Source organism: Streptomyces sp. HUAS 15-9, assembly GCF_025642155.1.
GTDB lineage: Bacteria > Actinomycetota > Actinomycetes > Streptomycetales > Streptomycetaceae > Streptomyces.
The window spans coordinates 7,422,582-7,447,691 of the sequence record NZ_CP106798.1 but is presented as its reverse complement, the minus strand read 5'-3'; the positions used below and the strand labels follow the sequence as shown (position 1 = coordinate 7,447,691).

Sequence of the window (25,110 nt, the reverse complement as noted above, 5' to 3'; positions counted from 1 at the left end):
CGTATGATCGACTGCGGGGAGTCCGTTCAGGGTGGGGAGTGCACGTCGTGCCGCAGCTCGCGTTCGCCAACAGCTTCTGGGAGAGCTACGACGTCCTGGAGAAGCACGTCAGGGCCGGCGTGCGCAAGGCGATGCAGAAGTTCCAGCTGCTCACCGTGCCGGAGCTGCAGATGGACAAGGGCCTGCACCTGGAGTCGGTCGAGAACGCGCGCGACCCGCGTATGCGGACCATCCGGATCAACGACTTCTGGCGGGGCGTCGTCCTCGCCCCGGACGACGGCAGTGACGTCTTCCTGCTCGTCAACGTCGTCCCGCACGACGACGCGTACACCTGGGCGGCCAAGCGGCTGTACACGACGAACTCCGCGACGCGGGCGCTCGAGGTCCGCAACGTGGTGGCGATCGAGCAGCTGACGCCGGCCCTGGAGAAGGCTGCCGCCACGGCCGGCTCCCTGCTGTTCGCGTCGTACTCGGACACGGTGCTGCGTGAACTCGGCATCGACGAGCAGGTGTTGCGGGCCGTACGGACCATCGTCGACAAGGTGCAGCTGCAGGCCTTCGAGACGCTCCTGCCCGAGGACCAGTGCGAGGTCCTCCAGTACCTCGCCGAGGGTTTCGGCCCGGAGGAGGTCTACCGCGACGTGGTCACCGCCCGGCGTCCCATCGACGCGGGCCCCGACCCGGACGAGAGCCTCGCCGTCGCCATCGCCAACACCACGAGCCGCATCACCCTGGTCACCGGCCCGGAGGAGCTCGCCGACATCCTGGAGAAGCCGTTCGCGGCCTGGCGGGTGTTCCTCCACCCCTCGCAGCGCCGGGTCGCCTACCGGGTGTCGTACGGCGGTCCGGTCCAGGTGACCGGCGGGCCGGGCACCGGCAAGACGGTCGCCGCCCTGCACCGCGTCAAGCATCTCCTCACCCGCTCACCGGACACCCGGGTCCTGCTCACCACCTACACCAATGCCCTGGCCGCCGCCCTGCGCGAGAACCTGTCCCTGCTCCTGGACGGTGACGCGGCGTTGCTCGACCGTGTCGACGTGACCACGGTCAACGCCTACGCGCACGGCATCGTGACCCGCCAGGACGGCAGGGCCCCCTCCCCCGTGGGCGACCGCGAGGAACGGCAGCTGTGGCAGCGGGTCGTCAAGAAGCTCGGGCTGCCGTGGACGGAGCAGTTCCTGGCGCAGGAGTACCGGCATGTCGTCCTCGCCCAGGACCTGCGCACCCTCGACGCCTACCGGTCCGCCGCACGGCGCGGCCGCGGCAGCGCGCTGTCACCGGCGCGGCGGGAGCAACTGTGGCCCGCCGTCGAGCTGTTCGAGTCACTGCTGCGCGACCAGAAGGCCACCACCCACCTCAAGGTGTGCGCGCGGGCGGCCGACGTGCTGGCAGCCTCGTCGCCGACGCACGACCACGTCGTGGTCGACGAGGCCCAGGACCTGCACCCCGCCCAGTGGCGCGTCCTGCGCGGCGCGGTGGCGGCCGGCAGCGACGACCTGTTCCTCACGGGCGACCCGCACCAGCGGATCTACGACGCGAAGGTCTCGCTGGGTTCCCTGGGCATCCCCGTGACCGGACGCACGCATCGTCTGCGCATCAACTACCGCAGCACGGAGGAGATCCTCGCCTGGTCGACGGGCATCCTCAGCCCGGTCTCGGTCGACGACCTCGGCGGCGAGGGCAGCGACACCCTGGCGGGCTACCGCTCGCTGCTGCACGGCCGCAGCCCCCAGGTGGAGGGCTACGGCTCGGAGCAGGCCGAGGTCGCGGCACTCGTCGAGCGCGTCCAGGGCTGGATCGCCCAGGGCATCCGCCCGTCGGAGATCGGGGTCTGCGCACGCTTCAACGTGCTGCTCGACAAGGCTCACGACAAGCTGGTCGCGGCGCGGGTCCCGGTGGTGAGGGTCAAGGACAGCCCCGGACCGGACACGGACGGGATCCGGCTCGCCACCATGCATGCCATGAAGGGACTGGAGTTCCGCTGTGTGGCCGTCCTCGGTGTGACGGCGAGTGCGGTGCCCTTCGCCCGGGAGGTCACACCGGCCTCGGTGGACGCGCTCCAGCACGACTCGGATCTGCTGCGTGAACGGTGTCTGCTGTTCGTGGCGTGCACGCGGGCGCGGGAGGCGCTGTCGGTGTCGTGGAGCGGTGCGGCGAGTTCCTTCGTACCGCAGGAGAACTGACCGGACGCCGTCGGGCGTTCGCGTTCCCGTCACTCGCCGGGCGCCAGCGCCCCGTTGCCCAGTCCGTCCCGCGCCAGTGAGGCTGCCTGCGCGCTCAACTCGGCCACGCGCCGGGTCAGTTCCTCGAACTGCTGAAGTGCCCGGAACGCGGCGCCGTACCGCCGCTGGTCGGCGATGTCCATCTGTGGGATGCGCGCGCCCTTGCCGTCCAGCCGGAAGGTGCCGCTGGCACTCGTGGACCGCCGGGTGTTCGCCGAGCTGCGCAGGAACCCCTGGAGGAAGTCGGTGTCGAGCTGGTCGCTGACCGAGACGGGCTCCGGGTCGCCGTACTCGACCAGTCCGGCGCGGGCGAGGTCGGCGACGCTGACGGACGGCCCCTCCGGCACGCCGGCGCCCGCTCCCGCTGTCAGCACTGGCAGCAACTCGGCCAGCAGCCGCACCTGTTCGGCCAGCTCCCGACGCACGACCTGGTATTCCGCCGCGTAGTCACGATGGGACTCGATCACATAGCGGCCCGGGGTGAGGTCCACCGCGTCGTCGAGCAGTTCGATCAGCGAGACCTCCGCCACCTGGTCGGCTCGCGGCTGGAGGGAGCCGTCCGGGTCGTTCGCCGTCAGGTCGACCATGCGCACGCTGGTCGCCGCATCGCCGAGGGACTGCGGGCGGCGCAGATGCCACAGGTGCACGGGCAACGCGTGGGACGCCGCCGCGCCCGAGGGCAGGGCGATCAACTGGGTCAGGGCGCCGCGCCGTACGAGCTCGGCGCGGATACGGCGGCCTGCCTTCCGGTAGGCGACGGAGGCGGGCATGACCATGAGGACCCGGCCGCCGGGCGCGGTGTGCGCGTAGGCGTGCTGCAGCCACGCGAGTTCGCCCTCGGCGCGCGAGGGTGTGCCGAACTCCCAGCGGGAGTCGAGGAGCAGTTCCTCGCGCCCCCAGTCGGCGTCACCGATGGGCGGGTCGCAGACGACGAGATCGGCCCTCAGCTCGGCCCACCGGTCGTCACGCAGTGAGTCTCCCGTGACGATGTCGGCTCCGGTGCCTCCGGCGAGGTCGGCGCGCAGCTGGGCGAAGCGGGCGCTGCGGGCGTCCGACTCCTGGCCGCGGCGCCGGGGCCCGCGCTCGGGGCCGATGGCCAGGAGCAGGGTCCCGATGCCACAGGCCGGATCGAAGAGCGTCGCCCCGGCCGCCACCTCACCGGCGAAGTGCCGCACGGCACGCACGATGCGCGGCGAGGTGACCTGGTCGGACCCGGCTCGGCGCACGGAGTCGGTGAAGCGTTCCGCGAGCGCGGTCACCAGGTCGCTCGCGGAACCGCTCGCGGCCAGGGCGCGCACCAGCTCGGCGGCCTCCGCCGGCAGCGCCCCCGACGCCGCCCGCCCGGGATCGGCGAGGAGCCCCGCCACATCGGCGAGACCGGCGACGACATCGTCGCCGTACGCCCCGCGCAGCGCCTGCCACAGCTGTACCTCCTGCGAGACGTCCTGCCCCTTGCGCTGCTTGTCCAGCCACGCCTGTACCTGGGCCAGGTCGAACAGCGGACTGTTCACGCCCCCGCCTGCGGGGCCGGGGAAGTCGTCGTACCGCCGCCTCCAGTTCGACACCGCGGCGCGGGTGACACCTGCGAGCCGGGCGATCTCGGAGCCGGTGACGAGTGGCCCCGAGGCCGGCGAGGCGGGATGGTCCGTCATGCGGCCACCGTACACAGAGCTCCATCGACCCGCAACGAATCCACTCGTTGACAACGCTAACGAACCTTTTGCGACTCCTTGGTGAACCGCGGCCGACAAACCTCTCGAGGGGCCGGTCGGCCGGTCCAGCCCTTCTGCTCCACCCGCACCCAGTCCACCTCCGCCCGCACTCCCCCGCCCGCGACCTTGTCCACGCTCGACTGCGGCAGCCCCCAGTAGGGAGTGGTCACCTTGTTCCAGCCGGCCGGGTACGCGCCGCCCAGGGCCAGGTTGAGGATCACATACTGGTGGTGGTCGTAGACCCACTGGCCGCGGGTCGATTCGAGCTTGTTGCGGGTGGTCTCCTGGACCACGCGGTCGTCGACGAAGAAGCGCATCAGCGTCGGTGTCCACTCCACCGCGTAGGTGTGCCACTGGTCGGCCGTGCCGCCGTTCGGGTAGGTCTGGTGGGCGCCGATGTTGCCGTCCGCCGAGTAGCCGGGGCCGTGCAGGGCGGAGCTCGTCCAGTCCGGGTAGCCGATGTTCTCCATGATGTCGGTCTCGCCGGAGGCGGGCCAGGACACGGACGGGTCGTCGACATTGCTGCCGAGCAGCCAGAAGGCGGGCCAGAAGCCGTCACCGACAGGCAGTTTCATACGGGCGCTGACCCTGCCGCGCCGAGGTCCACGGAGATCCAGCGGTCGGCGTTCCAGTCGCTCGACCAGCGGGTCGTGTCGTCCTTGAGGTTGGCGGGCCAGCCCCCGTCGGTGGCGAACGCCGGTGAGTTTCCCGCGTGTTGGTAGTAGTCGGAGTACGCCGGGTGGTTCAGGGCGAGGTTGGTGCGGGTCGTGGAGGCGGGGGCCGGTTCACCGCCGTAGACCTTGAAGTTCCACAGCGAGTAGCCCCAGGGCGTGGCCCGTTCGATGCCGCGCAGGCGGATGTAGCGGCCGGTGACCTCCTGCGGGTACGTGTGGGCCGTGACCGTGCCGCCGGTGCCGTCGGTCTCGGTGTAGAAGGGGGTCCAGTCGGTGCCGTCGCGGGACGCCTCCAGGACGTACCTCTTGCCGTACGCCGCCTCCCAGTCCAGGACGATCCGGTCGATGCGGATCGTGGTGCCGAGGTCCAGGCGGATCCAGGCGTCGTCCGCGAAGTCGCTGGACCAGCGGGTCGCGCCGTTCCCGTCGAAGGCCAGGCCCGCCGTGGTGCCGGCGTTCTCGCTGCCGGAGGCGGTGACCGCGGCCGGGTTCGCGGCGTAGGCGGTGACGGCGCGGTCGGTGTCCCAGGCCGGGGCCACGGCGGAGGGGGGCGGCGAGCGCCGGGCTCGCGCACAGGAACGCCGGCGTCGCGAGCGCGCTCAGGAGCATGCGTGAGGTGCGGGATGCCATGCGGCTCTCCTTCGGGGAGGTGGGGGTGTGCATGGTGAAGGTGAGTCTGGGAGTGGCGTGCCCATGTCACATCGGCGGACCGGTCGGTCCCCTCTCGGTGGGCGCGGGCTCCCGCACTCGCGACCACCGGGGGACCGCCTCAGGCGGCCTTGCGTGCGCGGCCGCGATGATCGCGCACGATCTCCGCGTACCGGTGTCCGCTTCCCTTGATCGTGCGGACCTGCGTGCGGTAGTCGACATGGACGAGGCCGAAGCGCTTGTCGTAGCCGTACGCCCACTCGAAGTTGTCCAGCAGCGACCAGGCGAAGTACCCGGCCAGCGGGGCGCCCTTGCGGGCCGCCGAGGCGCAGGCCGCGAGATGGCTCACCAGGTACGCCTGGCGCTCGGGGTCGTCGACGGTGCCGTCGGGGCGCACCACGTCCGGGTAGGCGGAGCCGTTCTCCGTGACGTAGATCTTCCGGGCTCCGTACTCGTCGGTGAGGCGGAGCAGCAGGGTCTCGATGCCGCTCGCGTCGATCTCCCAGTCCATGCCGGTACGGGGGACGCCGGGGCGGCGCACGGAGCGGACGCGGGGCGCGGGGCCGGTGGGGTCGTCGGCCACGTACGCCGGGAAGTAGTAGTTGAGGCCCAGCCAGTCCAGCGGGGCGGCGATCGTCGCCAAGTCGCCTGCCAGTTCGGGGAGTTCGACGCCGTACACCGCGCGCATGTCGGCCGGGAAGCCGCGGCCGTGGACCGGGTCCAGCCACCAGCGGTTGACGTGGCCGTCGTGGCGGCGGGCCGCGGCCTCGTCCTCGGGGCGGTCGGTGGCTGCGAACACCGTGGAGAGGTTGTTGACGATGCCGATCCTGGCGTCCGGGACGGCCGCGCGGATCGCCTGGGTGGCGAGGCCATGGCCGAGCAGGAGGTGGTAGGAGGCGCGGACGGCGGCCGTGAGGTCGGTCAGACCCGGGGCCATCTTGCCCTCGAGGTGGCCGATCCAGGCCGAGCAGGAGGGTTCGTTGAGGGTCGCCCAGAGCCCCACGCGGTCACCGAGGCGTTCGGCGACGGCCGAGGCGTACTCGGCGAACGCGAGGGCGGTCGCCCGTTCCGGCCAGCCGCCGCGGTCCTGGAGGGCCTGCGGGAGGTCCCAGTGGTAGAGGGTGACGGAGGGGGTGATGCCCACCGCCAGCAGGCCGTCCACCAACTCGTCGTAGAAGGCGAGGCCCTTGGGGTTCACCGGGCCGTCGCCGCCCGGCATCACCCTCGGCCAGGCGATCGACAACCGGTAGGCGTTCGTGCCGAGTCGGCGCATGAGGCCGATGTCCTCGCGCCAGCGGTGGTAGTGGTCGCAGGCGACATCGCCGTGATCGTCGTTGTCGATCTTTCCCGGGGTGTGCGAGAAGGTGTCCCAGATCGACGGGGAGCGGCCGTCCTCGGCGACGGCCCCCTCGATCTGGTACGCCGCTGTGGCCGTGCCCCACAGGAAGTCCTGCGGGAGTGCGGCGAGGTCGATGCGTTCGGACACGTAAGTCCCTTCAAAGCGGGGCGGGTTCACTTGACGGCGCCCGCCGTCAGGCCCGCGACGAGATAGCGCTGCAGCAGCAGGAAGCCCGCGACCACCGGCACGCTCACGACCAGCGACGCGGCCATGATCTGGTTCCAGTAGACGTCGTTGAGCGTGGAGTAGCCCTGGAGGCCGACGGCCAGGGTGCGGGTGGTGTCGTTGGTCATGACGGAGGCGAACAGAACCTCGCCCCAGGCGGTCATGAAGGCGTAGACGGCGACCGCGACGATGCCGGGGATCGCGGCCGGCACGACGATCCGGAAGAGCGCGCCGAGCGGCCCGCAGCCGTCCACCAGCGCCGCCTCGTCCAGGTCCTTCGGCACCGAGTCGAGGTACCCGATCAGCATCCAGATCGAGAACGGCAGGGAGAAGGTGAGGTACGTCAGGATCAGACCGCCGCGCGAGCCGAACAGGGCGATTCCGGTGGCGTTTCCGATGTTGACGTACAGCAGGAACAGCGGGAGCAGGAAGAGGATGCCCGGGAACATCTGCGTCGACAGCACGGTGACCGTGAAGACGCGCTTGCCGCGGAAGTCGTAGCGGCTGACGGCGTACGCGGCGAACACCGCGATCACCACCGAGCAGACGGTCGCCGCGCCCGCCACGATCAGCGAGTTCACGAAGTACTTCGCGAGCGGGACGGTCGACCAGATGTCGATGTACGGGCGGATCGTCAGACCGCTCGGCAGCCAGCGGAACCTGCCCGTGACGTCCGCGAGCGGCTTCAGCGAGCTGGAGATCATCACATACACCGGCACCAGCACGAAGCCGGTGAGCAGCGTGAGGAGGATCCGCCGGGTCCACAGGAAGGAGCGCGGCGGGGCCATCGGGGAGGCCGACGGGACCCGGGTGCGGGCGGGGCTAGACATCGGCGGCCCTCCGTCCGCGTGAGGTGAGCAGCAGATAGACGCCCGTGACGACGAGCAGGAACAGCAGCAGCAGGACGGACATCGCGGAGCCCGTGCCGAAGTTCCAGGTGACGAAGGACGCTTGGTAGATGTGGACCGAGATGAGGTCCGCGGCCTCGGGGGCGGCCTTGCCGAACAGGACGTACGGCGTGTTGAAGTCGTTGAATGTCCACAGGAACAGGACCAGGATCAGCACTTGGTTGACGGGGCGCAGGGACGGCAGGGTGATGCGGCGGACCTGCTGCCACATTCCGGCGCCGTCCAGTGCGGCCGCCTCGTACAGCTCGCGGGGGATGTTCTGCAGCCCGGCCATCACGATGAGGAAGGCGAACGGCCAGCCCTTCCACACACTCACCACGAGCAGCGCGACGAAGCTGTTGTCGCCGATGAGCCAGAACGACGGCTTGTCAGTAAAGTGCAGCTGGTCGTGCAGGACGTGGTTCACCAGGCCGTTGTCGTGCTGGAACATGAACACCCAGGTGATGACGGCCGCGTAGACGGGCAGCGCGTACGGCACCAGGAAGAGCGCCCGGAGCAGGCCCCGGCCGCGGAACGTGTCCTGCATGCAGACCGCGGCCGTCGTGCCGATCAGCCAGCACAGGCCGACCGACAGCAGGGTGAAGCCGACCGTGACGAGGAAGGAGTGCAGCAGCGCCTCGCCGACGGGGGCGTCGAAGTCCACCGACATCCGGTAGTTGCCGAAGCCGGACCAGGGGGCGCTGCCCCAGTCGCGGATGTAGAACTGGGTGAGCTCCTTGAAGCTCATCACGATGCCGATCACCATCGGCACCAGATGGACCAGGAGTTCGAGCAGCAGGGCGGGCAGAAGCAGCAGGTACGGCAGTCCCACGCGGCGGATCCGCCCGGGGCGGCGCGAGCCGTGCGCCGCCCCGGGGGAACTCGTGGGGACCGACTCCCTGACGGGGGTGGTGGTCGTCATCGTGCTCACGCCGCCGGCATCTGCTGCTGGGCCTTCTCCAGCTTGGCCTTCACCGAGTCGGTGGTCACCGCACGTCCGGCGGCGACGTCGGCGAACAGCTCCTTGACTGCGGTGCCGACCGCCGTCTCGAACTGCGACTCCGCGGCGACCTGGGGCAGTGCGGCGGCGCTGGTCGCCAGGGTGTTCTTCAGGACTGCGTTCGCGGGGGTGTTGAAGGCGGCGTCCTCCTGGGCGGTCTTGACCGGCGGAATGGAGCTGTAGGCCTTGTTGAGGATCTTCTGCTCGTCGTCGCTGGTCATGAACTTCACGAACTTCGTGGCGCCGTCGAGGTTGTGGCTGTTCTTGAAGACGGAGATGTTGATGCCCGCGACCATCGAGTTGACCTGCGCGCCGCTGCCGGGGGTGCCGGACTGCACGGGCACGGGGGCCACGCCGTAGTCGCTCTCGCTCATGCCCTGCGACTTGAGGTTGGCGGACGCGGACTGCCACAGCAGCATCGCCTGCTTGCCCTTGGCGAAGTCGCTGACGGACTGGTTCTGCGCGTACTCGGCGTCGCCGGTCGGGATGGCCTTGTCCTTGGCCATGAGGTCGACGTACTGCTTGACGGCGGCGACCACGTTGTCGTCGGTGAAGTCGGGCTTGCCGTCGGCGGTGAAGAAGTCGGCGCCGTGCTGCTTGGCGAAGACGAAGACGTGGTGGATGTTCTCCGAGACGTTCGAGCCCTCGGCGCCGAGGACCGACTTGCCCTTGGCGGCTATCTTCTTGCCGTCGGCGACCAGTTCGGCCCAGGTGGCCGGGGGCTTGGAGATGCCCGCGTCGGCGAAGATCTGCTTGTTGTAGTAGAGGGCGTACGCCATCGAGTACAGCGGTACGGCGGCTGGGTCCTTGCCCTCCGCGCCCGTCGAGCCCAGCGCGGAGTCGACGAAGCGGTCCTTGCCGTCGATCTTGGCGAAGTTCTTCGCGTCCCACGGCAGCAGCGCCCCGGTCGCCTGGAGCGAGGCGCTCCAGGTGTTGCCGATGTTCAGCACGTCGGGGCCCTGGCCGGAGGTGGTCGCGGTCAGGATCCGGTTGAGCAGGTCCGACCAGGGCACGACCTCCAGCTTCACCTTGATGCCCGTCTGCTTCTCGAACTTGGCGAGTTCGGGCTGGAGGACCTTCTTGTCGATCGCGATGCTGGCGCCCTGGTTGGAGGCCCAGTAAGTGAGCGTCTTCGGCGAGTCGTTGGACCCGCCGCCGGTCGACGAACCGCCTCCGCAGGCCGTGGCCGCCAGGGCGAGAGACATGGTGACGGCGCCTACGGCCGCGGCTCGGATGCTGCGCATGGCTCCTGGTGTCCCCTTCCGGGATTGCCATCATGGCTTAATTTAGGACGTGAGTTAAACTTCGGTACGCCGGTCCGTCAAGGGTTTCGACAGAGTGCGGCGAACTCCGGTCACACCCCTTGACGGGTGTGTTCACGCCATGAAGCATTCCCCGGCGAGAGAGCGCTCCCTGAACTCCCCACCGTTCGCTTCCTGAACAAGGAGAGCCGCCCCATGTCTTCCCACTCCCCGGACGGCCCTGCTCAGCAGGGCCACTTCGTCGGCCGCAGAACCGTCCTCGGCGCAGCCGCGGCTGCGGCCTCGACGGTGGCGGGCCTGTCGTCCACCCCGGCAACGGCCGCCCCGGCAACGGCCACGCCGGCAGCCGCCACGCCGGCAGCGGCAATGCCGGTTCCTTCCCGGGCCCGCCCGCACGCCCTGCCCGGCGGCGGTGACCTCGGCCCCAACGTCCTCGTCTTCGACCCGTCCACCCCGGACATCCAGGCCAGGCTGGACGCGGTGTTCCGGCAGCAGGAGTCGGCCCAGTTCGGCACCGGCCGCTACGCGCTGCTGTTCAAGCCCGGCACCTACCACGGGCTCAACGCTCAACTCGGTTTCTACACCTCGATCGCGGGCCTCGGCCTGTCCCCCGACGACACGACCATCAACGGGGACGTGACGGTCGACGCGGGCTGGTTCAACGGCAACGCGACGCAGAACTTCTGGCGTTCGGCGGAGAACCTCGCCCTGGTCCCGGCGAACGGCACCAACCGCTGGGCGGTCGCCCAGGCGGCCCCCTTCCGGCGGATGCACGTCCGCGGCGGCCTCAACCTCTCCCCCACCGGCTACGGCTGGGCGAGCGGCGGCTACATCGCGGACAGCCGTATCGACGGCCAGGTGGGGCCGTACTCGCAGCAGCAGTGGTACACCCGTGACAGCGCGATCGGCAGCTGGCTCAACGGCGTGTGGAACATGGTGTTCTCCGGGGTCGAGGGCGCCCCGGCACAGACCTTCCCCAACCCGCCGTACACCACGCTCGACACCACCCCCGTCTCCCGCGAGAAGCCCTTCCTGTACGTCGGCGGCAGCGACCTGCGTGTGTTCCTGCCTGCGAAGCGGACCAACGCCCGCGGCGTCACCTGGGGCAACGCCACACCGAGGGGTACGTCGCTGCCGCTCGCGCGGTTCTACGTCGCCAAGCCGGGCGTCAGCGCCGCGACCCTCAACCAGGCGCTGGCGCAAGGCCTTCATCTGCTGCTCACCCCGGGCATCTACCACGTGGACCAGCCGATCCAGGTGAACCGCGCGGGCACCGTGGTCATGGGCCTCGGGTACGCGACGATCGTGCCCGACAACGGCGTCACCGCCCTGAAGGTCGCCGACGTGGACGGCGTCCGGCTGGCGGGCTTCCTGATCGACGCGGGGCCGGTCAACTCCCGCACCCTGCTGGAAGTCGGACCTACGGGCGCCTCCCGCGACCACTCCGCCGACCCCACCACCGTGCAGGACGTGTTCGTCCGCATCGGCGGCGCGGGCGCGGGCCGGGCCACCACCAGCATGGTGATCAACAACCGGCACACCATCGTCGACCACACCTGGGTGTGGCGCGCCGACCACGGCACCGGCGTCGGCTGGGACACCAACCGGGCCGACTACGGGGTGGTGGTCAACGGCGACGACGTCCTCGCGACCGGCCTGTTCGTGGAGCACTTCAACAAGTACGACGTGCAGTGGTACGGCCGGCGGGGCCGCACGATCTTCTTCCAGAACGAGAAGGCGTACGACGCCCCGAACCAGGCCGCGATCCAGAACGGCTCCGTCAAGGGCTACGCCGCCTACAAGGTCGGCGACGGAGTCACCGCGCACGAGGCCTGGGGCCTGGGCAGCTACTGCTACTACAACGTCGACCCCACCATCGTGCAGCACAACGGCTTCGCCGCACCGAACCGTCCGGGCGTCCGCTTCCACAACGTCCTGGTCGTCTCACTCGGCGGCAACGGCCAGTACGAACACGTGATCAACGAGACCGGCACACCGACCTCGGGAACCTCCACGGTGCCGTCCACGGTCGTGTCGTACCCGTGAGCCGGGGCGGCCCCGCCTGGTACGGGCGGGGCCGCCGCGTCGGTCAGCGCGACACGAGGGCATCGCCGGGCACGGTGACCGCGACCGGCCGGTGCGCCGACCTCGGGGACTGCCACGGTGCCGTACCTGCACGTCATGGCGGCCCCGCCCGACGAGGGACGGAGCCGCCGTACCGATCACCGCACGGACGCACCGACCGGCGCCGGCGCGTAACCGGTGGGCCGGGCCGTGAACGTGCCACGGCCCTGGGTCCGGCTGCGCAACCGGGTCGCATAGCCGAAGAGTTCGGCCAGCGGCACGGTCGCCGTCACGACAGCCGCACCGCCGCGCGCGGTCGAGCCCGAGACCCGGCCACGGCGCGATGCCAGGTCGCCGAGCACTCCGCCGACGGCGTCGTCGGGCACGGTGACCGTGACCTCGACGACGGGCTCCAGGAGGACCATCGCGCAGGCGCGCAGGGCCTCCCGGAGTCCGAGCCGGCCCGCCGTGCGGAAGGCGGTGTCCGAGGAGTCCTTCACATGCGTCGCCCCGTCGGTGAGGGTGACGCGCAGCCCGGTCACCGGGTACCCGTCGAGCGGTCCCTCGGCGAGGGCGTCCCGGCAGCCGGCCTCGACCGCGCGGACGTACTCCTGCGGGACCCGCCCGCCGACGACCGTCGAGCGGAACTCGAAGCCCTCGGCCAGCGGTTGGACGTCGAGGACGAGGTGGGCGAACTGACCCGCCCCGCCGTCCTGTTTGACGTGCCGGAAGACCAGCCCGGACACCCCTCGGCCGACCGTCTCGCGGTAACTCACCCTCGGACGGCCGACGTTGACCTCCACCCCGTGGACGCGGCGCAGCTGCTCCGTCGCGACCTCGAGATGCAGTTCGCCCATGCCGGACAGCACCGTCTGGCCGGTCTCGGGATCCGTCCGCACGACCAGCGAGGGATCCTCCTCGGCCAGCCGCGCGAGCGCGGAGGCCAGCCGGTCGGACCCGGCCCGGCTGCGGGCCTCGACCGCAACCGAGACCACCGGCTCGGCGACGCCGGGCGGTTCCAGGACGAGCGGGGCGCCGGGGGCGCACAGGGTCGAGCCGGCGCGGGCGGACTTCAGTCCGACCACGGCGACGATGTCCCCGGCGACCGCCCGGTCGACCGGCGCGTGCCGGTCCGCCTGGACGCGCAGGATCCGCCCGATCCGCTCGGTGCGGCGTGCGACCGAGTCCCACACGGCGTCTCCCTTCTCGACCGTTCCCGAATACACCCGCAGATACGTCAGCCGTCCGTTCGGGGTGATGTTCACCTTGAACGCCAGCGCCGCGAACGGCGCCGCCGGGTCGGCGCTCCGCTCCTCCTCCGCACCGTCGTGCGTGCCCCGTACGGCGGGCACGTCCAGCGGCGACGGCAGATAGGCCACGACGGCGTCGAGCAGTGGCTCGATCCCCCGGTTGCGGTAGGCCGAGCCGCAGAGCACCACCACGCCGTCGCCACTGCGGGTCAGGTCCCGCAGCGCGGCGACGAGGGTCGGGGTGGCGACGGTGGACTCCATGCAGAATTCCTCCATCGCCACCGGATGCAGTTCTGCCACCGCCTCCTCCAGCAGCCGGCGTCGCCGCCCGGCCTCCTCGCGCAGCGCCTCCGGCACCGGCCCCTCCGCAGCCTCGCCACCGCCGTCGGACCACACCAGCGACCGCATCCGGAGCAGATCCACCACACCGGTGAAGCCGTCCTCGGACCCGATCGGCAACTGCACGACGAGCGGCGCCGGATGGAGCCGTCGCCGGATCGACTCGACGGCCGCGTCCAGATCGGCGCCCGCGCGGTCCAGCTTGTTGACGAACGCGATCCGCGGTACGCCGTGCCGGTCGGCCTGCCGCCACACCGACTCACTCTGCGGTTCGACCCCCGCGACGGCGTCGAACACGGCGACGGCACCGTCGAGCACACGCAGCGAACGCTCGACCTCGTCGGCGAAGTCGACATGGCCGGGGGTGTCGATCAGATTGATCCGGTGTCCGTCCCAGGCGCAGCTCACGGCCGCGGCGAAGATGGTGATGCCACGGTCGCGCTCCTGGGGGTCGAAGTCGGTGACGGTCGTGCCGTCGTGGACCTCACCGCGCTTGTGCGTGGTCCCGGTCGCGAACAGGATCCGCTCGGTGAGGGTGGTCTTGCCGGCGTCGACATGGGCGAGGATGCCCAGATTGCGGACGACGGTTCGAGAAATGGTGCGCACGGCCCGGTGCCTTTCGGGGATTGGGCTGGAAGAGGGGCGGCGCGATTTCCCGTGCGGACGTCGGATATCCGATCCTCGGATCTCCTAGTCCCCCGTCAACAAGCAGGCGTACGTGCCTGCGTGAGTGAGGTCATTCGTGCGTCACGGGTGTCCGGTACCGGCCGCGCAGCGGGCACCGGGCGGACGAGGACACGAGGATCACCTCGTACCGGGCACGGGGAACAGCGACAGCGGTGCGGTCACGCACGGCCCTGCTCCCCTCACTCGTCCCACTGGTCGTGGCGAGTGTAGGAGTGCCGACACGGCCCGGTCACCCGGTTTTTCGACCGGCCGAACCCTGGTCCCGACGCCATGAGTCGACCGCTGCTGGAGTGCCGGTGGAAATGGAGTTCGGCCCGCCAAAAGGCCGTTGACATGCTTTGGAATAGCCGCCGAAAATATGGCGAACAAGGGGTGACCACCCAGGAAACAAAGGCGTACGGGATGGGCGGCATTCATGCCTGTGAGCGACGTCGTCTCCTTGGCCACGACCGGTGTCGTCGCCGACGCCGACGCACTCCTGGCCGACCGGGACGTCCTTTATTCCGGAGCGGCGGGGGCCACCGGACTCGGCGACCCCAAGGACCTGCGAAACCTTCCGGACGGCGATGGAATTGCCGCCTGCCTGAGGCGTTGCGCCATCGACCGGAAACTCGGCGGCGCGGACCCGATGAGCCGGACGCCACGGGCGTGGCGGACGTACGACTCCACCGCACTGCGTGTCCACGCGGCACCGGCGCTGCGGATCTACGTCCGGGACTGGATCACCGATTCCGCGGCAGCCGTGTTCGAAAGGCATTTCGTCTCGGTCATGACGGAACAGGGAATCGGGGAACACGCCCGGCCATTCCGCGTCACGACGGATGACGGAATACGGGTTTCGCGGGCGGTGCTGCTGCTCCGGGACCTCGTGCCGGAAAACACGGACAGCGTCCTGCCGTTCGTGCACCAGATCGTCGTACTCGACTCGCCCATTCCGAGCCTGTATCTGACCCAGGTACCCGAGACCGTATTCGTCTCCGCTGCCACGCTCCACGGGGACACGCTCGGTCTCGCAGACGCCCTGCTCCATGAATCACTGCACGAGAAGATGGCCGTACTGCGCCTGACCCGCCGGCTCGTACGGCCGGGCTACACCGACGAACGCAGCGCACGCGTACTGCTTCCGTGGAACCTCGACCAGGCGACCCCGAGGTGGTTCACCGCGGGCCGCGTCATCTCCGCGGCGCATGTCTACACCCATCTCGCGGTGCTCCACGCGACCGCGCTGCGGCAGGGGCGGCCGGACGAGACCGGCTGCGGCTCGCGGACCGTACGGCAGAGGCTGGCCACGGCCGTGGAACGCGCCGGGTTTCTCCTCGATTCGCTCGAACTCCACAGCGTGCGCCGGGAGTTCGGCCCGGACGGACTCCTGCTGCATCGGGAGCTGACACGGATGCTGACCGCGGTCCGCGACGCGCTGCCCGCGAGTCTCATCGGCACACTCAAGACCTGGCACGCCACACCACAGCGCGAGGTGCACACGTGAACTACAAGCTTGCCAAGGGCATTCAGTACCGGCCGTTGAGCATCAAGGGCCGGTTCCTCGCCTTCACCACCACGCCTCCCACGGTGCTGCAGATCGACGCCGGTTCGGTGTTGCTGCTGAAACTGTTCGAGCGAGGCCTGACAGGCGACGAACTCGTCGGGCGCTACGCCGAGTTGCGCAAGAAGAGCGACGCGGACGCACGGAAGGAACTCGCACGCCGGGCCGACGGCCTGGCCGGAGCGGGCCTTCTCGAAGAGCTTCCCGCCTGACCGTCGCCCCCACACGGTCGAGACGGGAGATCCCCGCAAGGGAGGAGGTGAGACCCATGGGTTCCGAAGAGTCCAGGATCGACGTCGAGCAGCCGGCCGAGCTGGCCGCGGACGCCGAGGACGACGGCAGCTCGACCAGCCCCGTGATCCCCGAGATACAGGCGCAGGCGCAGTACCCCGCGGTCAGCTGAGCCCGGAACCGCCCGGACACCGTACTCGCTGCGGGTCGAGGAGCCCCGGCGTTCCGGTGCCTCCGCTCGTGGTGGTGCCGCGGCCGCGGCACCACCACGAGCGGAGGCACCGGATTCAGCGCGATCACGGCATGGGCGGCAGCACCGGACTCAAGGCACGGGCGGCAACACCGAATTCACCGCACACGCACGGCCACCACCCGGCCCATCCACCCCCACCCGGCTTCCTCCACGAGGGAGGGACAGGACATGTCCAAGGCACGGCATCTTCTCGGCACCGGCCCCTTCGGGGCAGCGGCGGGCATCCACGCCGACATGGCGACCTTCTCGGAGATCGCGTCCGAGCTGCTGCACGCGCACACGGGGCTCCGTCCCCCGAGCCCTGCTCAGGATGCCGCGCTCATCGAGCACAGCGTCGCACGCGCGACGACGCTCGACTCCTTCCGTGCCCTGCACGGCCGCAAGGACCCGGCCGAGGCCGCCCGCATCCTACGGCGGGGCGCCCAGCTGTTCGCCTCCGCCGCGCCGCAGACCCAGCTCGCCGTGCCCGGCCACGCCTACGCCCTCGCCACCGACTGGTCGGCCGTCGAGGCCGGCCGGGCGCTCAGGACGGTGATCAGCGAGGACCTGGCGGTGCCGCACAGCTACGTGGCAGCAACGCCGCGACATGTCCGCGCCGTTGGAAACGGACTGCGGCTCATCAAGGCGGCCGTCGGCGAGTTCGGTGCCTCGATCGTCTCCTCCGTACGGGGCGCGGTGCTGATCGAGGACAGCATCATCGAGTCCGCGTTCATCGTTCCGGCGCCGTTCGTGTCCGTCCTCAACACCCAGGTGCTCGTCAGTCCGCTCAAGACGGCGGACGCCGTACTCCACGAGGCCGCGCACCAGAAGTTCTACGACCTGCTGGTCTGCCGGCGGCTCGTCAACCCCGACTACGACTACCTGGGCGGCGCGCTGTTCGGCATCCCGTGGAACCCGGTGGCCGGCGAACGCCGCCGGATGGACTGTCTGCGCGTCCTGTCCACGATCCATGTGTACGCGCATCTGCTGGAGTTGCTGCTGAGCGTATGGGAGGGCTCGCTGGCCGCCCGGGACGAATGCGGCGGCATGCTCACCGAGTACTGGCAGCGGGCGCAGTTCTTCGACGCGGCGGTGCGCAGCGGCGTGGTGCGCTCGGCTCTGGGACCGGACGCGCGGGCGATGGTCGACTGGCTCGCCGCGATCATGGACATTCACCGGGAGACCCTGGCGGCGGCCGGACGGGACGCGGACGGCCCGTACACGGCGGACGCGCTCGAACAGGTACATCGGCTGGAGGCGGAAGCCGCCCTCGTATGACGCAGGCCGTCGTACGACCGTATGGCACAGGCTGTCGTATGACATCCGCCCGGCAAACAGCGTCCCGGTTCCTCGGCCCGTTCTCGCGGATTCTGAAGAAGTTCCCGGACATTCCCGTTCAGTCCTATTTCTCCGTTCTCGCGTTGGCCCGGCATTTTCCGGACATTCACCTGAGCGGCAGTAACAACTCGGGAGCTACGGCGAAGCGCGTTCCGGAGCGCCATGCCGGACTGGCGCGGTTCGTCAAGGGGAACATCCACGACTCCCGCATCTGGCCGAAAGGCGCGGTCGACCGCACACTGTTGGGCAACACGACGCTCAACTCCTTCACGTCCGTGCCCGATACGCGGGAAGTCGTCGGCACCTGCGGGGTTCGAGGACCGGCCGGGGAACCGGCGGGGGGACCGGCGGCCGGTCCGGGGCGACGTCGACTTGGCAGCGGAGTCAGGGCAGTTGTGCCCCAACTCCTTCGTCGAGGCGAGTGAGGGGGATGTGCATGCGTTCCCCGGCGTTCCGGGGATTCATCAAGAGCGCGTGTGGCCCTCTCGTGAAGTTCGGGCAATGGCCGAGAAACCGGGACTCGCATACGAGGGTCACATGACCTGGAAGTCACGGATGGTGGTGCACTCGGTTGGCCGGTGGACGCCCTTGCGTTTTGCGCGCAGGCCTAATCTGATTCCCGCAGGCCTTGATGTGAACGCGGCAAACGAGTGGATTGGACTCGATTGGACACACAGAAGACGCGGAAGACGACATTCGCCCCGCTGAGCCGGAGCATGCTGGTCCCCGCTCCCGCCCTGGTTCTGATCGCGGGCACTCTCTTCTCACGCGTCGGCGACTCGTTCGCCTCCCTCGGCATGGTGCTGGACGCGGCGGACAAGGACTTCCGCTTCGGTGTGACGGAGGTCTTCCTCGCCGAGCTCGTGCCCACGGTGATCGGCGCGCCCTTCATCGGGTCGCTGGTGGACAGGGTCAGCGCGCGGTCCGTGTGCCTGTGGGCGCTGGTGGTCCAGGCGCTGTCCCTCGGCGGTGCCGCCGCGGTGGACGCCTTCCATCTGCGCGTGGGACTGATCGCCGTATCGGGTCTGGCCGGAGTGGCCTCGGTGGCCGCGGGCTTCAAGATGCTCCCCGTCGTCGCGGGCGAGGAGCACACGGGCCGGGCGAACAGCCTGCTCACCGCGGGGCTCTCGGTGGCGGGGCTGATCGGTCCCGCGCTGGCGGGCCTGCTGCACTCCGTGTGGGGCACCGCGTTCCTGCTCGGCGCCGACGGCGTCTCGTTCCTGGTGCTCGCCTGGTGCACCGCGCTCGCCGTCCCCCGCTCGACGGACGTGGCCATCGGCCGCCGACCCGCCACCAAGCTGTCGGACGGATATCGGGCGCTGCGGCACGCGCCGGTGGTCGGCGCGCTCATCCCCACACTGGCGGCGGCGATGCTGGCCACCAGCATCGAAGGGGTCGCGGGCGTCTACTACCTGCGTGACGTGGCGGACGGCAACGACAGTGTCTTCGGTCTCTTCCTGGCGACCTGGGCACTGGGCAGCATCCCGGGCGCGCTGCTGGCGGGCCGTGCGGGATGGTCGCAACGGCACACCGTGCTCATCCTGGGCGGGGTGCTCGGCATCTCCGTCGGGCTGGTGCTCGCCGGCGCGCTGCCGATGGCCCCGGTGATCTTCCCTCTGTTCCTGCTCGCGGGATTCGGCAACGGTGTGTGCAACGTGGGGCTGCGCAACGCGGTGCACACCAATGTCCCGGCCGAGGTGCACGGCAGCGCCTGGGCCTGCTACCAGGCCCTGTCCCGGTGCTGCATCGGCCTCGGCTATGTGCTGGGCACCCCCAACAGTCTCGTCTCCAGCCGTGGCCAGGTGATCGTCTCCGGTGCGATTCCGCTGGCCTTCGTGGTGTGGGAGATGCTGCGCGCCTTCCACCGCCGACAGCCGGCGGTGGAAGAGGCCTAGGGATGACGCCTGCCGCTGCCCTGGGCGACGGCAGGCGGCCTTCGACTGTGCGGGCTGTCACACTCTCGCCACGCGTGGAATCCACCACAATTTACCCCCTCAAGAAGGGACGAATGCGTAAATGTACTTGTTTCGAGTCGGTTGCACTCCTCCGGTAACCAGCTCCAGGGATTCAACGACCAGTGGCATGGGAGAAGCGTTTGATCACGGTACGTAAGCGACGCACTGGGCTGATGGCTACGGCCGGCGTACTCGGCGGTGTACTCGCACTCACGGCCCTAGGCGGTACCAGCAACGCTGCCACCAGTGACAACAACCCCGGGACTGATCCAAACTCGCAGGCACAGGCACAGACGCCGACGCCGACGCAGACAGATCAGCCGGACGCCCAGGACACCTCCGACGCCCGAATAAAGATCACGCCCGGGGAAGGTGCCCACAACGTAGGGATCAACGACCCCGTGAAAGTCACCGTCAGCGACGGCAAGCTCACCAAGGTGACCATGACCGCCGTCGCGACCGGTACCGAGATTCCGGGCACCATGTCCGCGGACGGCACGTCCTGGGAGCCGAACGGTCGGCTGGCGAGGGCCACCCAGTACCAGGTCGCCGCAGAGGCCGAGGACGCCAAGGGCGTCTCCGCCACCGGGAACGCCACGATCACCACGGTCTCCCCGGCCAACGACTTCATCGGGCACCTCTCCCCCCAGAACGGCTCGACCGTCGGCGTGGGCATGCCGGTGACGGTCAACTTCGACAAGCCGATCACCTACAAGTCCGCCATGGAGTCGAAGATCCAGGTCAGCTCCAGCAGCGGCCAGCGGGTCGTCGGCCACTGGTTCAACGACAACCGCCTGGACTTCCGCCCCGAGAACTACTGGACGGCCAGCTCCACCGTCACCGTCAAGCTCAACGCCTACGGCATCCAGAAGACGGTCACGTTCAAGATCGGCCGGAGCCAGATCAGCACCGTCGACGCCAAGACGAAGCGGATGACCGTCGTACGGGACGGCAAGACGATCAAGACCATCCCGATCTCGTCCGGCAGCCCCGAGCACCCGACGTACAACGGTCAGATGGTCATCTCCGAGAAGTTCACGCAGACCCATATGAACGGTGCGAGCGTCGGCCTCACGGAGAAGGACGGCAAGCCCTCGTACGACATCAAGGCCGTACCGCACGCCATGCGCCTGACCGCCTCGGGCACGTTCATCCACGGCAACTACTGGGGCGCCGACTCGGTCTTCGGCAAGGTCAACACCAGCCACGGCTGCGTGGGTCTGAAGGACGTCAGGGGCGGCACCGACGGCAAGCAGCCCGCCGCATGGTTCTTCGACAACTCGATGATCGGTGACGTAGTGATCGTCAAGAACTCCGACGACAAGACCACGCCGGCCCCGGACAACGGCCTCGGCGACTGGAACATGCCGTGGAGCGAGTGGGTCTCGGGCAGCGCGACCGGCTGACGCCACGTCACCCCACTCACACCAACCTGAATCCCTTCCGCCCGGCGGCGGCCGACACCATGTCGGCCGCCGCCGGGTGTGTTGGCACCTCACACACACGATCAGCGTTCTGCCGGCTCAAGGCATCATTCAAGAGGAGCCGGCCACACCCCACACCCTTCACGATTCATCCGAAGAGAGCGCCATAGTCGTTGTTCTCGATTGCCTGATGCGCTGGCGTCCACGGCTCCACATCCATCGGCACTCCTTTCCCTACGACATCAGCAAGCCGATCCGGCTGGTCTTCTGTGGCCCCAGGGTCTCCCGCAACTGGCTGCGGGCGTTGTGCGGGAGTTGATGGAGCGGTGCCTGACCGGCACCGACGTCACTCCGTGCGCGTCCGACCGTTCTTGAGCACCCAGTAATAATTGCTGTAGGGAAATTCCAGCTTGAACACCGAGCCGTACCGTTTCCGGATGGCGGCGACCGTGGCGTTCTTCGGGTCACGTACCACGCGGGACACCGGCGGATCGTCGACGAGGCCCGCGTAGGGCTCCTCGACCAGCCGGCGCGGGGCGCCGCCGTGTGTCGTGTCCCAGGTCAGCAGCTGTCCGGAAACGGCCAGCCGGGTCGGCTCCGGGGCCTGCGGGCCGTGGGGGTTCGGGCCCTGCCCCTGGTAATAGGCGACGAGCCGCTTGCCGTGGTCGTCGTGCGTGAACGGGACGGGACTTCCGGATCCGGCCGACCCGGAACGGGCGTGGTCGCCCACGGTCAGGATCCCGTCGAGGGTGTCGCCCATGTGCCTGGGGTCGGCGCCGTAGTAGGCGGTGACGTTCATCGAGCAGACGACCTTGTAGTCGTCGGTCTTCTGCTGGAAGAACCAGCCCGGTCCCGATCCCGGCACGCACACGTCGTGCACCACGACCAGGCCGAGCGACAGGGGCGTGCGGTCGGCGTACGTCCGCGCCACGCCCCGAAGCCGTTGCTCCGCCCGATCCCGCGCCCGCACCGCCTGGCCGCTCTCCCCGAGCTTGCGCAACTGCTTGTCGCTGACGGCACGGTCCGGAGTCGTGGAACAGGCCGAGACGGCGAACAGGACGATCATGACCATCGATCCCCACACGGTCTTCGAGCCGACGGTACGCCGTGCGAAGGCCCTCACGCCTGTCCACCTCTCATCGACAGAGGCCTCTCCCGCATTGCTACGCCCGGCCCGACCGCCACTCTCCACCAGGACGACCGGGCCGGGCATGAGTACCCGTACTCAGACGGCTACAGACTGCTCATGCCCGCCGATGTCAGGACCCGGTGTAGCGCCCCGGCCGGTGGTTGAGGGCGAGGACGATGTTGAGGACGATGGCGCCGGCGGCGGAGAGGAGGACCTTGAGGGGGGAGACGACCGCGAGGGACGCGGCCACGACGATGACGTCGAGGATCATCTGGACATATCCGGCGCGCAGACCGAAGCGCTCCTGCATGATCAGGGCGAGGATGTTGAAGCCGCCGAGACTGGACCGGTGCCGGAACAGGACGAGGAGCCCCACACCGGCGAGCAGGTTGCCGACGAGCGCGGCGTAGACCGGGTCGATGTCGATCTGGGTGATCTCGGCGGGATGGAGAGAGGCCATCAGGGAGACGAGGCCGACCGACAACGCGGTGCGGATCGTGAAATCCCACCCCTTCTTCCGGACAGCGAGTACGAAGAAGGGCAGGTTGACCGCGAGGAAGATCACCCCGAACGGAACGTCCACCGCGTAACTGAGCAGGAGTGCGAGGCCGGCGGTGCCGCCTGTGACGGTGCCACTGGTCCGCAGGAGGAAGAGTCCGAGTGATGCGATGAAGGTTCCGGTGAAGATCCCCAGAGCGTCCTCGATCAGACCGTGCTTCGTCGAGCCGGCGGTGGTCGGGGTCACGGGGGCGTTCCGCGCCGCTGGGCCCTGCGCTGTGCTGGCACTCATACCGGTCACTGCTCGTCTCCGGCGTGGGTCGGCAGCACGGACACGGCATCGCGGGGCATGGGCGGCGTCGTGAACGTGGCTGGATCGGTCATGGCAACCATGCTCGAAGCGAACCGGATGGATTCACAAGCTCCGGGCTTTGGGGTGGGACGGATGCATGACGGAAGGGCGAATTCAGGGCAGAATGACAAGCGTGACAACGATCGACCCGCTCGACGCGCGAATCCTGCTGGCCCTCGACGATCAACCGAGCGCGACGATCTTGCAGTTGGCGAAGGTTCTCGGGGTGTCCCGCAACACTGTGCACGCACGTCTTCAGCGGATGGAGCGCGCCGGCGTGCTACTCGGCTTCAGCCAGCGCGTGTCACCGGCGTCCATGGGCTACACCCTTGTCGCGTTCGTGTCGCTGGCGATCAGCCAGAGCGAGGGGGCCAGCGCGACGAGCCTGCTCGAGAACATTCCAGAGGTGATCGAGGTCCACGCGACCACCGGCGAGGCCGATCTGCTCGCCAAGGTCGTCGCGCGGGACACAGCAGATCTGCACCGCATCAACCAGACCATCCTCCGCATCGAGGGGGTGGTCCGCTCAAGCACCGCCGTATCACTCTGGCAGGCAATGCCCAACCGAACCCGCGCCCTGCTCGAGTCGGTCGCGCACTCCGAGTCCTGACCTCCGGATGTCCGCAGGGGGTCTCACGGCGACGACATAAGTGCCGCCGCCATGCAACCTCGACTGAGATCACGCAGCGAGATTGGAGTCCCTACACACCGGGCCGCCCGTTCGGGCATCACCGCGACGGACGGCCCTACAGAGGTGGGTCGTCGAGCGCACCATCGCCTGGCTGCATGGTTCGACCGGGCCAGAGCCGGCCATGTTCAATCACTCAACTGAGCAGGGTCTGACTGAACGCCTTGTTGTCCGAGTTGTCGCGGACGGACCGCTGAAGTTCCTCATAGTGGGCCGCAGTTGTTCTTGCCCGAGTCGATGCGCGTCGCGATGTCCTTGGCTTCGCCGATCCGAGCCCAAGGAACGTGCACGGGCAGCGCAAGAGCTCGGTGAACTCCTGGCCATGGTTTCCTCGGACCACGAACTCAGTGATGCGGCGACGGCCTTGGGGCTCGACCTCATGCCCCCGCAGGGGATGTCGATTCGGCAGTGGCTGGAGTCGGTCCGCCAGAGGACCACCACAAGGTCACCGTCATCGGCTATCCCGATGACGTCAGCGCCAACCCCGACCATGTGCCGGTCCAGCTGCCCCGTCAGCACCTCCCAACTGCCGGGCTTCCGGCAGATGCGCATGACCTGTAAGGGTGAGTTCACCCAGTCCTGGGTCGGTGATCGACCGGGCGACGGCCTCAGCGCGCTCGGCCAGCGCGGCGGCCCGGTCGTAGTCGCCCGCGTCGGCTACCGCTGCCGCCAAGGTGGTCAACACTTGCACATACTGATCTGGGTCGGTGATCGACCGGGCCACGGCCTCAGCGCGCTCGGCCAGCGCGGCGGCCCGGTCGACGGCGTCGACCGGCTGTTCCGCGAGGCCGGGCTCGATGTCACCATCGCCACACCCGGCGGCGCGGCTACGACCGTCGACGCCGTCAGCCTCGCCGCCGCGTCCACCGGCGGCAAGGAGCAGGCCGACGCCATCGCCGCGTACCTGGCTTCCATCCGCGCCGACCTGGAGAACCCGGTCAAGCTCGAAGAGGTCGACCTCGACGCGTACGACGCCGTCCTGTATCCCGGGGGCCACGGGCCCATGGAGGACCTCGCCGTCAACGTCGACTCCGGTCGCCTGCTCACCGCCGCCCTGGACTCCGGCAAGCCGCTCGGCGTGCTGTGCCACGCCCCAGCGGCCCTGCTCGCCGCCCGGCGCGAGGACGGCAGCTGGCCGTTCGCCGGTTATCGCATGACCGGCTTCACCAACACCGAGGAGACCGCAGCCGGCTTCGCCGACAAGGCCAAGTGGCTGCTCCAGGACCGCCTGGTGGAACTGGGGGCCGACTTCCAGGCCGCGGCCCCGTTCAGCGAGCACGTCGTGGCGGACCGCAATCTGCACACCGGTCAGAACCCCGCCTCCTCGGCGCGGCTCGCCGGAACCTCATCGACATCCTGAACCGCGGCTGATCCCCCTGTCGACGCCGACGCCCGGCCTGCCCCGCGGCGC

17 protein-coding genes and 3 pseudogenes are annotated in these 25,110 nt (G+C 69.4%); 11 read left to right on the top strand and 9 right to left on the bottom strand.

The genetic code is table 11. From position 1 onward, the window contains the following. Nucleotides 1-47 precede the first annotated feature (47 nt). Nucleotides 48-2,183, top strand: coding sequence for a UvrD-helicase domain-containing protein (locus N8I87_RS33990; RefSeq protein ID WP_263214563.1), 2,136 nt, complete (start codon nt 48-50; stop codon nt 2,181-2,183). Nucleotides 2,184-2,212: 29 nt separating this feature from the next. Here N8I87_RS33990 and N8I87_RS33985 read toward each other — a convergent pair whose 3' ends face one another. The 6 genes and pseudogenes from N8I87_RS33985 to N8I87_RS33960 all read right to left on the bottom strand — a co-directional run bounded on the left by N8I87_RS33985 (nt 2,213) and on the right by N8I87_RS33960 (nt 9,951). Beyond that, complete coding sequence (locus N8I87_RS33985) at nt 2,213-3,874, bottom strand: SAM-dependent methyltransferase (protein ID WP_263214562.1); 1,662 nt, start codon at nt 3,872-3,874, stop codon at nt 2,213-2,215. A 152-nt stretch (nt 3,875-4,026) separates the two neighbouring features. Next, a pseudogene (locus N8I87_RS33980) lies at nt 4,027-5,238 on the bottom strand (discoidin domain-containing protein); the annotation flags it as partial. 139 nt (nt 5,239-5,377) lie between these two features. Then, complete coding sequence (locus N8I87_RS33975; protein ID WP_263214561.1) at nt 5,378-6,742, bottom strand: GH1 family beta-glucosidase; 1,365 nt, start codon at nt 6,740-6,742, stop codon at nt 5,378-5,380. Nucleotides 6,743-6,768: 26 nt separating this feature from the next. Then, nucleotides 6,769-7,608, bottom strand: coding sequence for a carbohydrate ABC transporter permease (locus tag N8I87_RS33970; RefSeq protein ID WP_317633570.1), 840 nt, complete (start codon nt 7,606-7,608; stop codon nt 6,769-6,771). Between the two features lie 34 nt (nt 7,609-7,642). Continuing rightward, a complete protein-coding gene (locus N8I87_RS33965) occupies nt 7,643-8,629 on the bottom strand; it encodes a carbohydrate ABC transporter permease (protein ID WP_263216790.1) in 987 nt (328 codons plus the stop codon). 5 nt (nt 8,630-8,634) lie between these two features. Then, nucleotides 8,635-9,951, bottom strand: a complete 1,317-nt coding sequence (locus N8I87_RS33960) for an ABC transporter substrate-binding protein (RefSeq protein WP_263214558.1) — start codon at nt 9,949-9,951, stop codon at nt 8,635-8,637. A gap of 213 nt (nt 9,952-10,164) precedes the next feature. Here N8I87_RS33960 and N8I87_RS33955 point away from each other — a divergent pair, with 213 nt between their 5' ends. Continuing rightward, entirely contained in the window at nt 10,165-12,015 is a 1,851-nt protein-coding gene (locus N8I87_RS33955; RefSeq protein ID WP_263214556.1) for a pectate lyase-like domain-containing protein, read from the top strand. A gap of 176 nt (nt 12,016-12,191) precedes the next feature. Here the strand turns inward: N8I87_RS33955 and fusA are convergent, their stop codons facing one another. Then, entirely contained in the window at nt 12,192-14,228 is a 2,037-nt protein-coding gene (gene fusA, locus N8I87_RS33950) for an elongation factor G (RefSeq protein WP_263214555.1), read from the bottom strand. A 496-nt stretch (nt 14,229-14,724) separates the two neighbouring features. Between fusA and N8I87_RS33945 the strand changes: the two genes are divergently transcribed. The 6 genes from N8I87_RS33945 to N8I87_RS33920 all read left to right on the top strand — a co-directional run bounded on the left by N8I87_RS33945 (nt 14,725) and on the right by N8I87_RS33920 (nt 21,014). Beyond that, nucleotides 14,725-15,795: a hypothetical protein gene (locus N8I87_RS33945; RefSeq protein WP_263214554.1), complete on the top strand. Its 1,071-nt coding sequence runs from the start codon at nt 14,725-14,727 to the stop codon at nt 15,793-15,795. Further along, the gene (locus N8I87_RS33940) at nt 15,792-16,064 is read left to right on the top strand and encodes a hypothetical protein (protein WP_263214552.1); all 273 of its coding nucleotides are present in this window, start codon (nt 15,792-15,794) and stop codon (nt 16,062-16,064) included. The genes N8I87_RS33945 and N8I87_RS33940 overlap by 4 nt, the downstream gene beginning before the upstream one ends. Before the next feature lie 56 nt (nt 16,065-16,120). Continuing rightward, on the top strand, nt 16,121-16,255 hold the full coding sequence (locus tag N8I87_RS33935; RefSeq protein WP_263214551.1) for a hypothetical protein: 135 nt from the start codon (nt 16,121-16,123) through the stop codon (nt 16,253-16,255). Nucleotides 16,256-16,504: 249 nt separating this feature from the next. Further along, the gene (locus N8I87_RS33930) at nt 16,505-17,593 is read left to right on the top strand and encodes a hypothetical protein (RefSeq protein WP_263214550.1); all 1,089 of its coding nucleotides are present in this window, start codon (nt 16,505-16,507) and stop codon (nt 17,591-17,593) included. Between the two features lie 776 nt (nt 17,594-18,369). Continuing rightward, nucleotides 18,370-19,548 carry an MFS transporter gene (locus tag N8I87_RS33925; RefSeq protein ID WP_263214549.1) on the top strand — a complete coding sequence of 393 codons (1,179 nt, stop codon included), beginning with the start codon at nt 18,370-18,372 and terminating at the stop codon, nt 19,546-19,548. Nucleotides 19,549-19,781: 233 nt separating this feature from the next. Then, a complete protein-coding gene (locus N8I87_RS33920) occupies nt 19,782-21,014 on the top strand; it encodes a L,D-transpeptidase (protein ID WP_263214532.1) in 1,233 nt (410 codons plus the stop codon). Nucleotides 21,015-21,378: 364 nt separating this feature from the next. Here N8I87_RS33920 and N8I87_RS33915 read toward each other — a convergent pair whose 3' ends face one another. Further along, the gene (locus N8I87_RS33915; protein ID WP_263214531.1) at nt 21,379-22,155 is read right to left on the bottom strand and encodes a hypothetical protein; all 777 of its coding nucleotides are present in this window, start codon (nt 22,153-22,155) and stop codon (nt 21,379-21,381) included. A 136-nt stretch (nt 22,156-22,291) separates the two neighbouring features. After that, nucleotides 22,292-22,906 carry a YitT family protein gene (locus tag N8I87_RS33910; RefSeq protein ID WP_263214529.1) on the bottom strand — a complete coding sequence of 205 codons (615 nt, stop codon included), beginning with the start codon at nt 22,904-22,906 and terminating at the stop codon, nt 22,292-22,294. A gap of 229 nt (nt 22,907-23,135) precedes the next feature. Between N8I87_RS33910 and N8I87_RS33905 the strand changes: the two genes are divergently transcribed. The 3 genes and pseudogenes from N8I87_RS33905 to N8I87_RS44125 all read left to right on the top strand — a co-directional run. After that, the gene (locus tag N8I87_RS33905) at nt 23,136-23,621 is read left to right on the top strand and encodes an Lrp/AsnC family transcriptional regulator (RefSeq protein WP_263216789.1); all 486 of its coding nucleotides are present in this window, start codon (nt 23,136-23,138) and stop codon (nt 23,619-23,621) included. Between the two features lie 202 nt (nt 23,622-23,823). Continuing rightward, a pseudogene (locus N8I87_RS44505) lies at nt 23,824-24,120 on the top strand (contact-dependent growth inhibition system immunity protein); the annotation flags it as partial. 357 nt (nt 24,121-24,477) lie between these two features. Continuing rightward, nucleotides 24,478-25,059, top strand: a pseudogene (locus tag N8I87_RS44125) (type 1 glutamine amidotransferase domain-containing protein); the annotation flags it as partial. Nucleotides 25,060-25,110 lie beyond the last annotated feature (51 nt).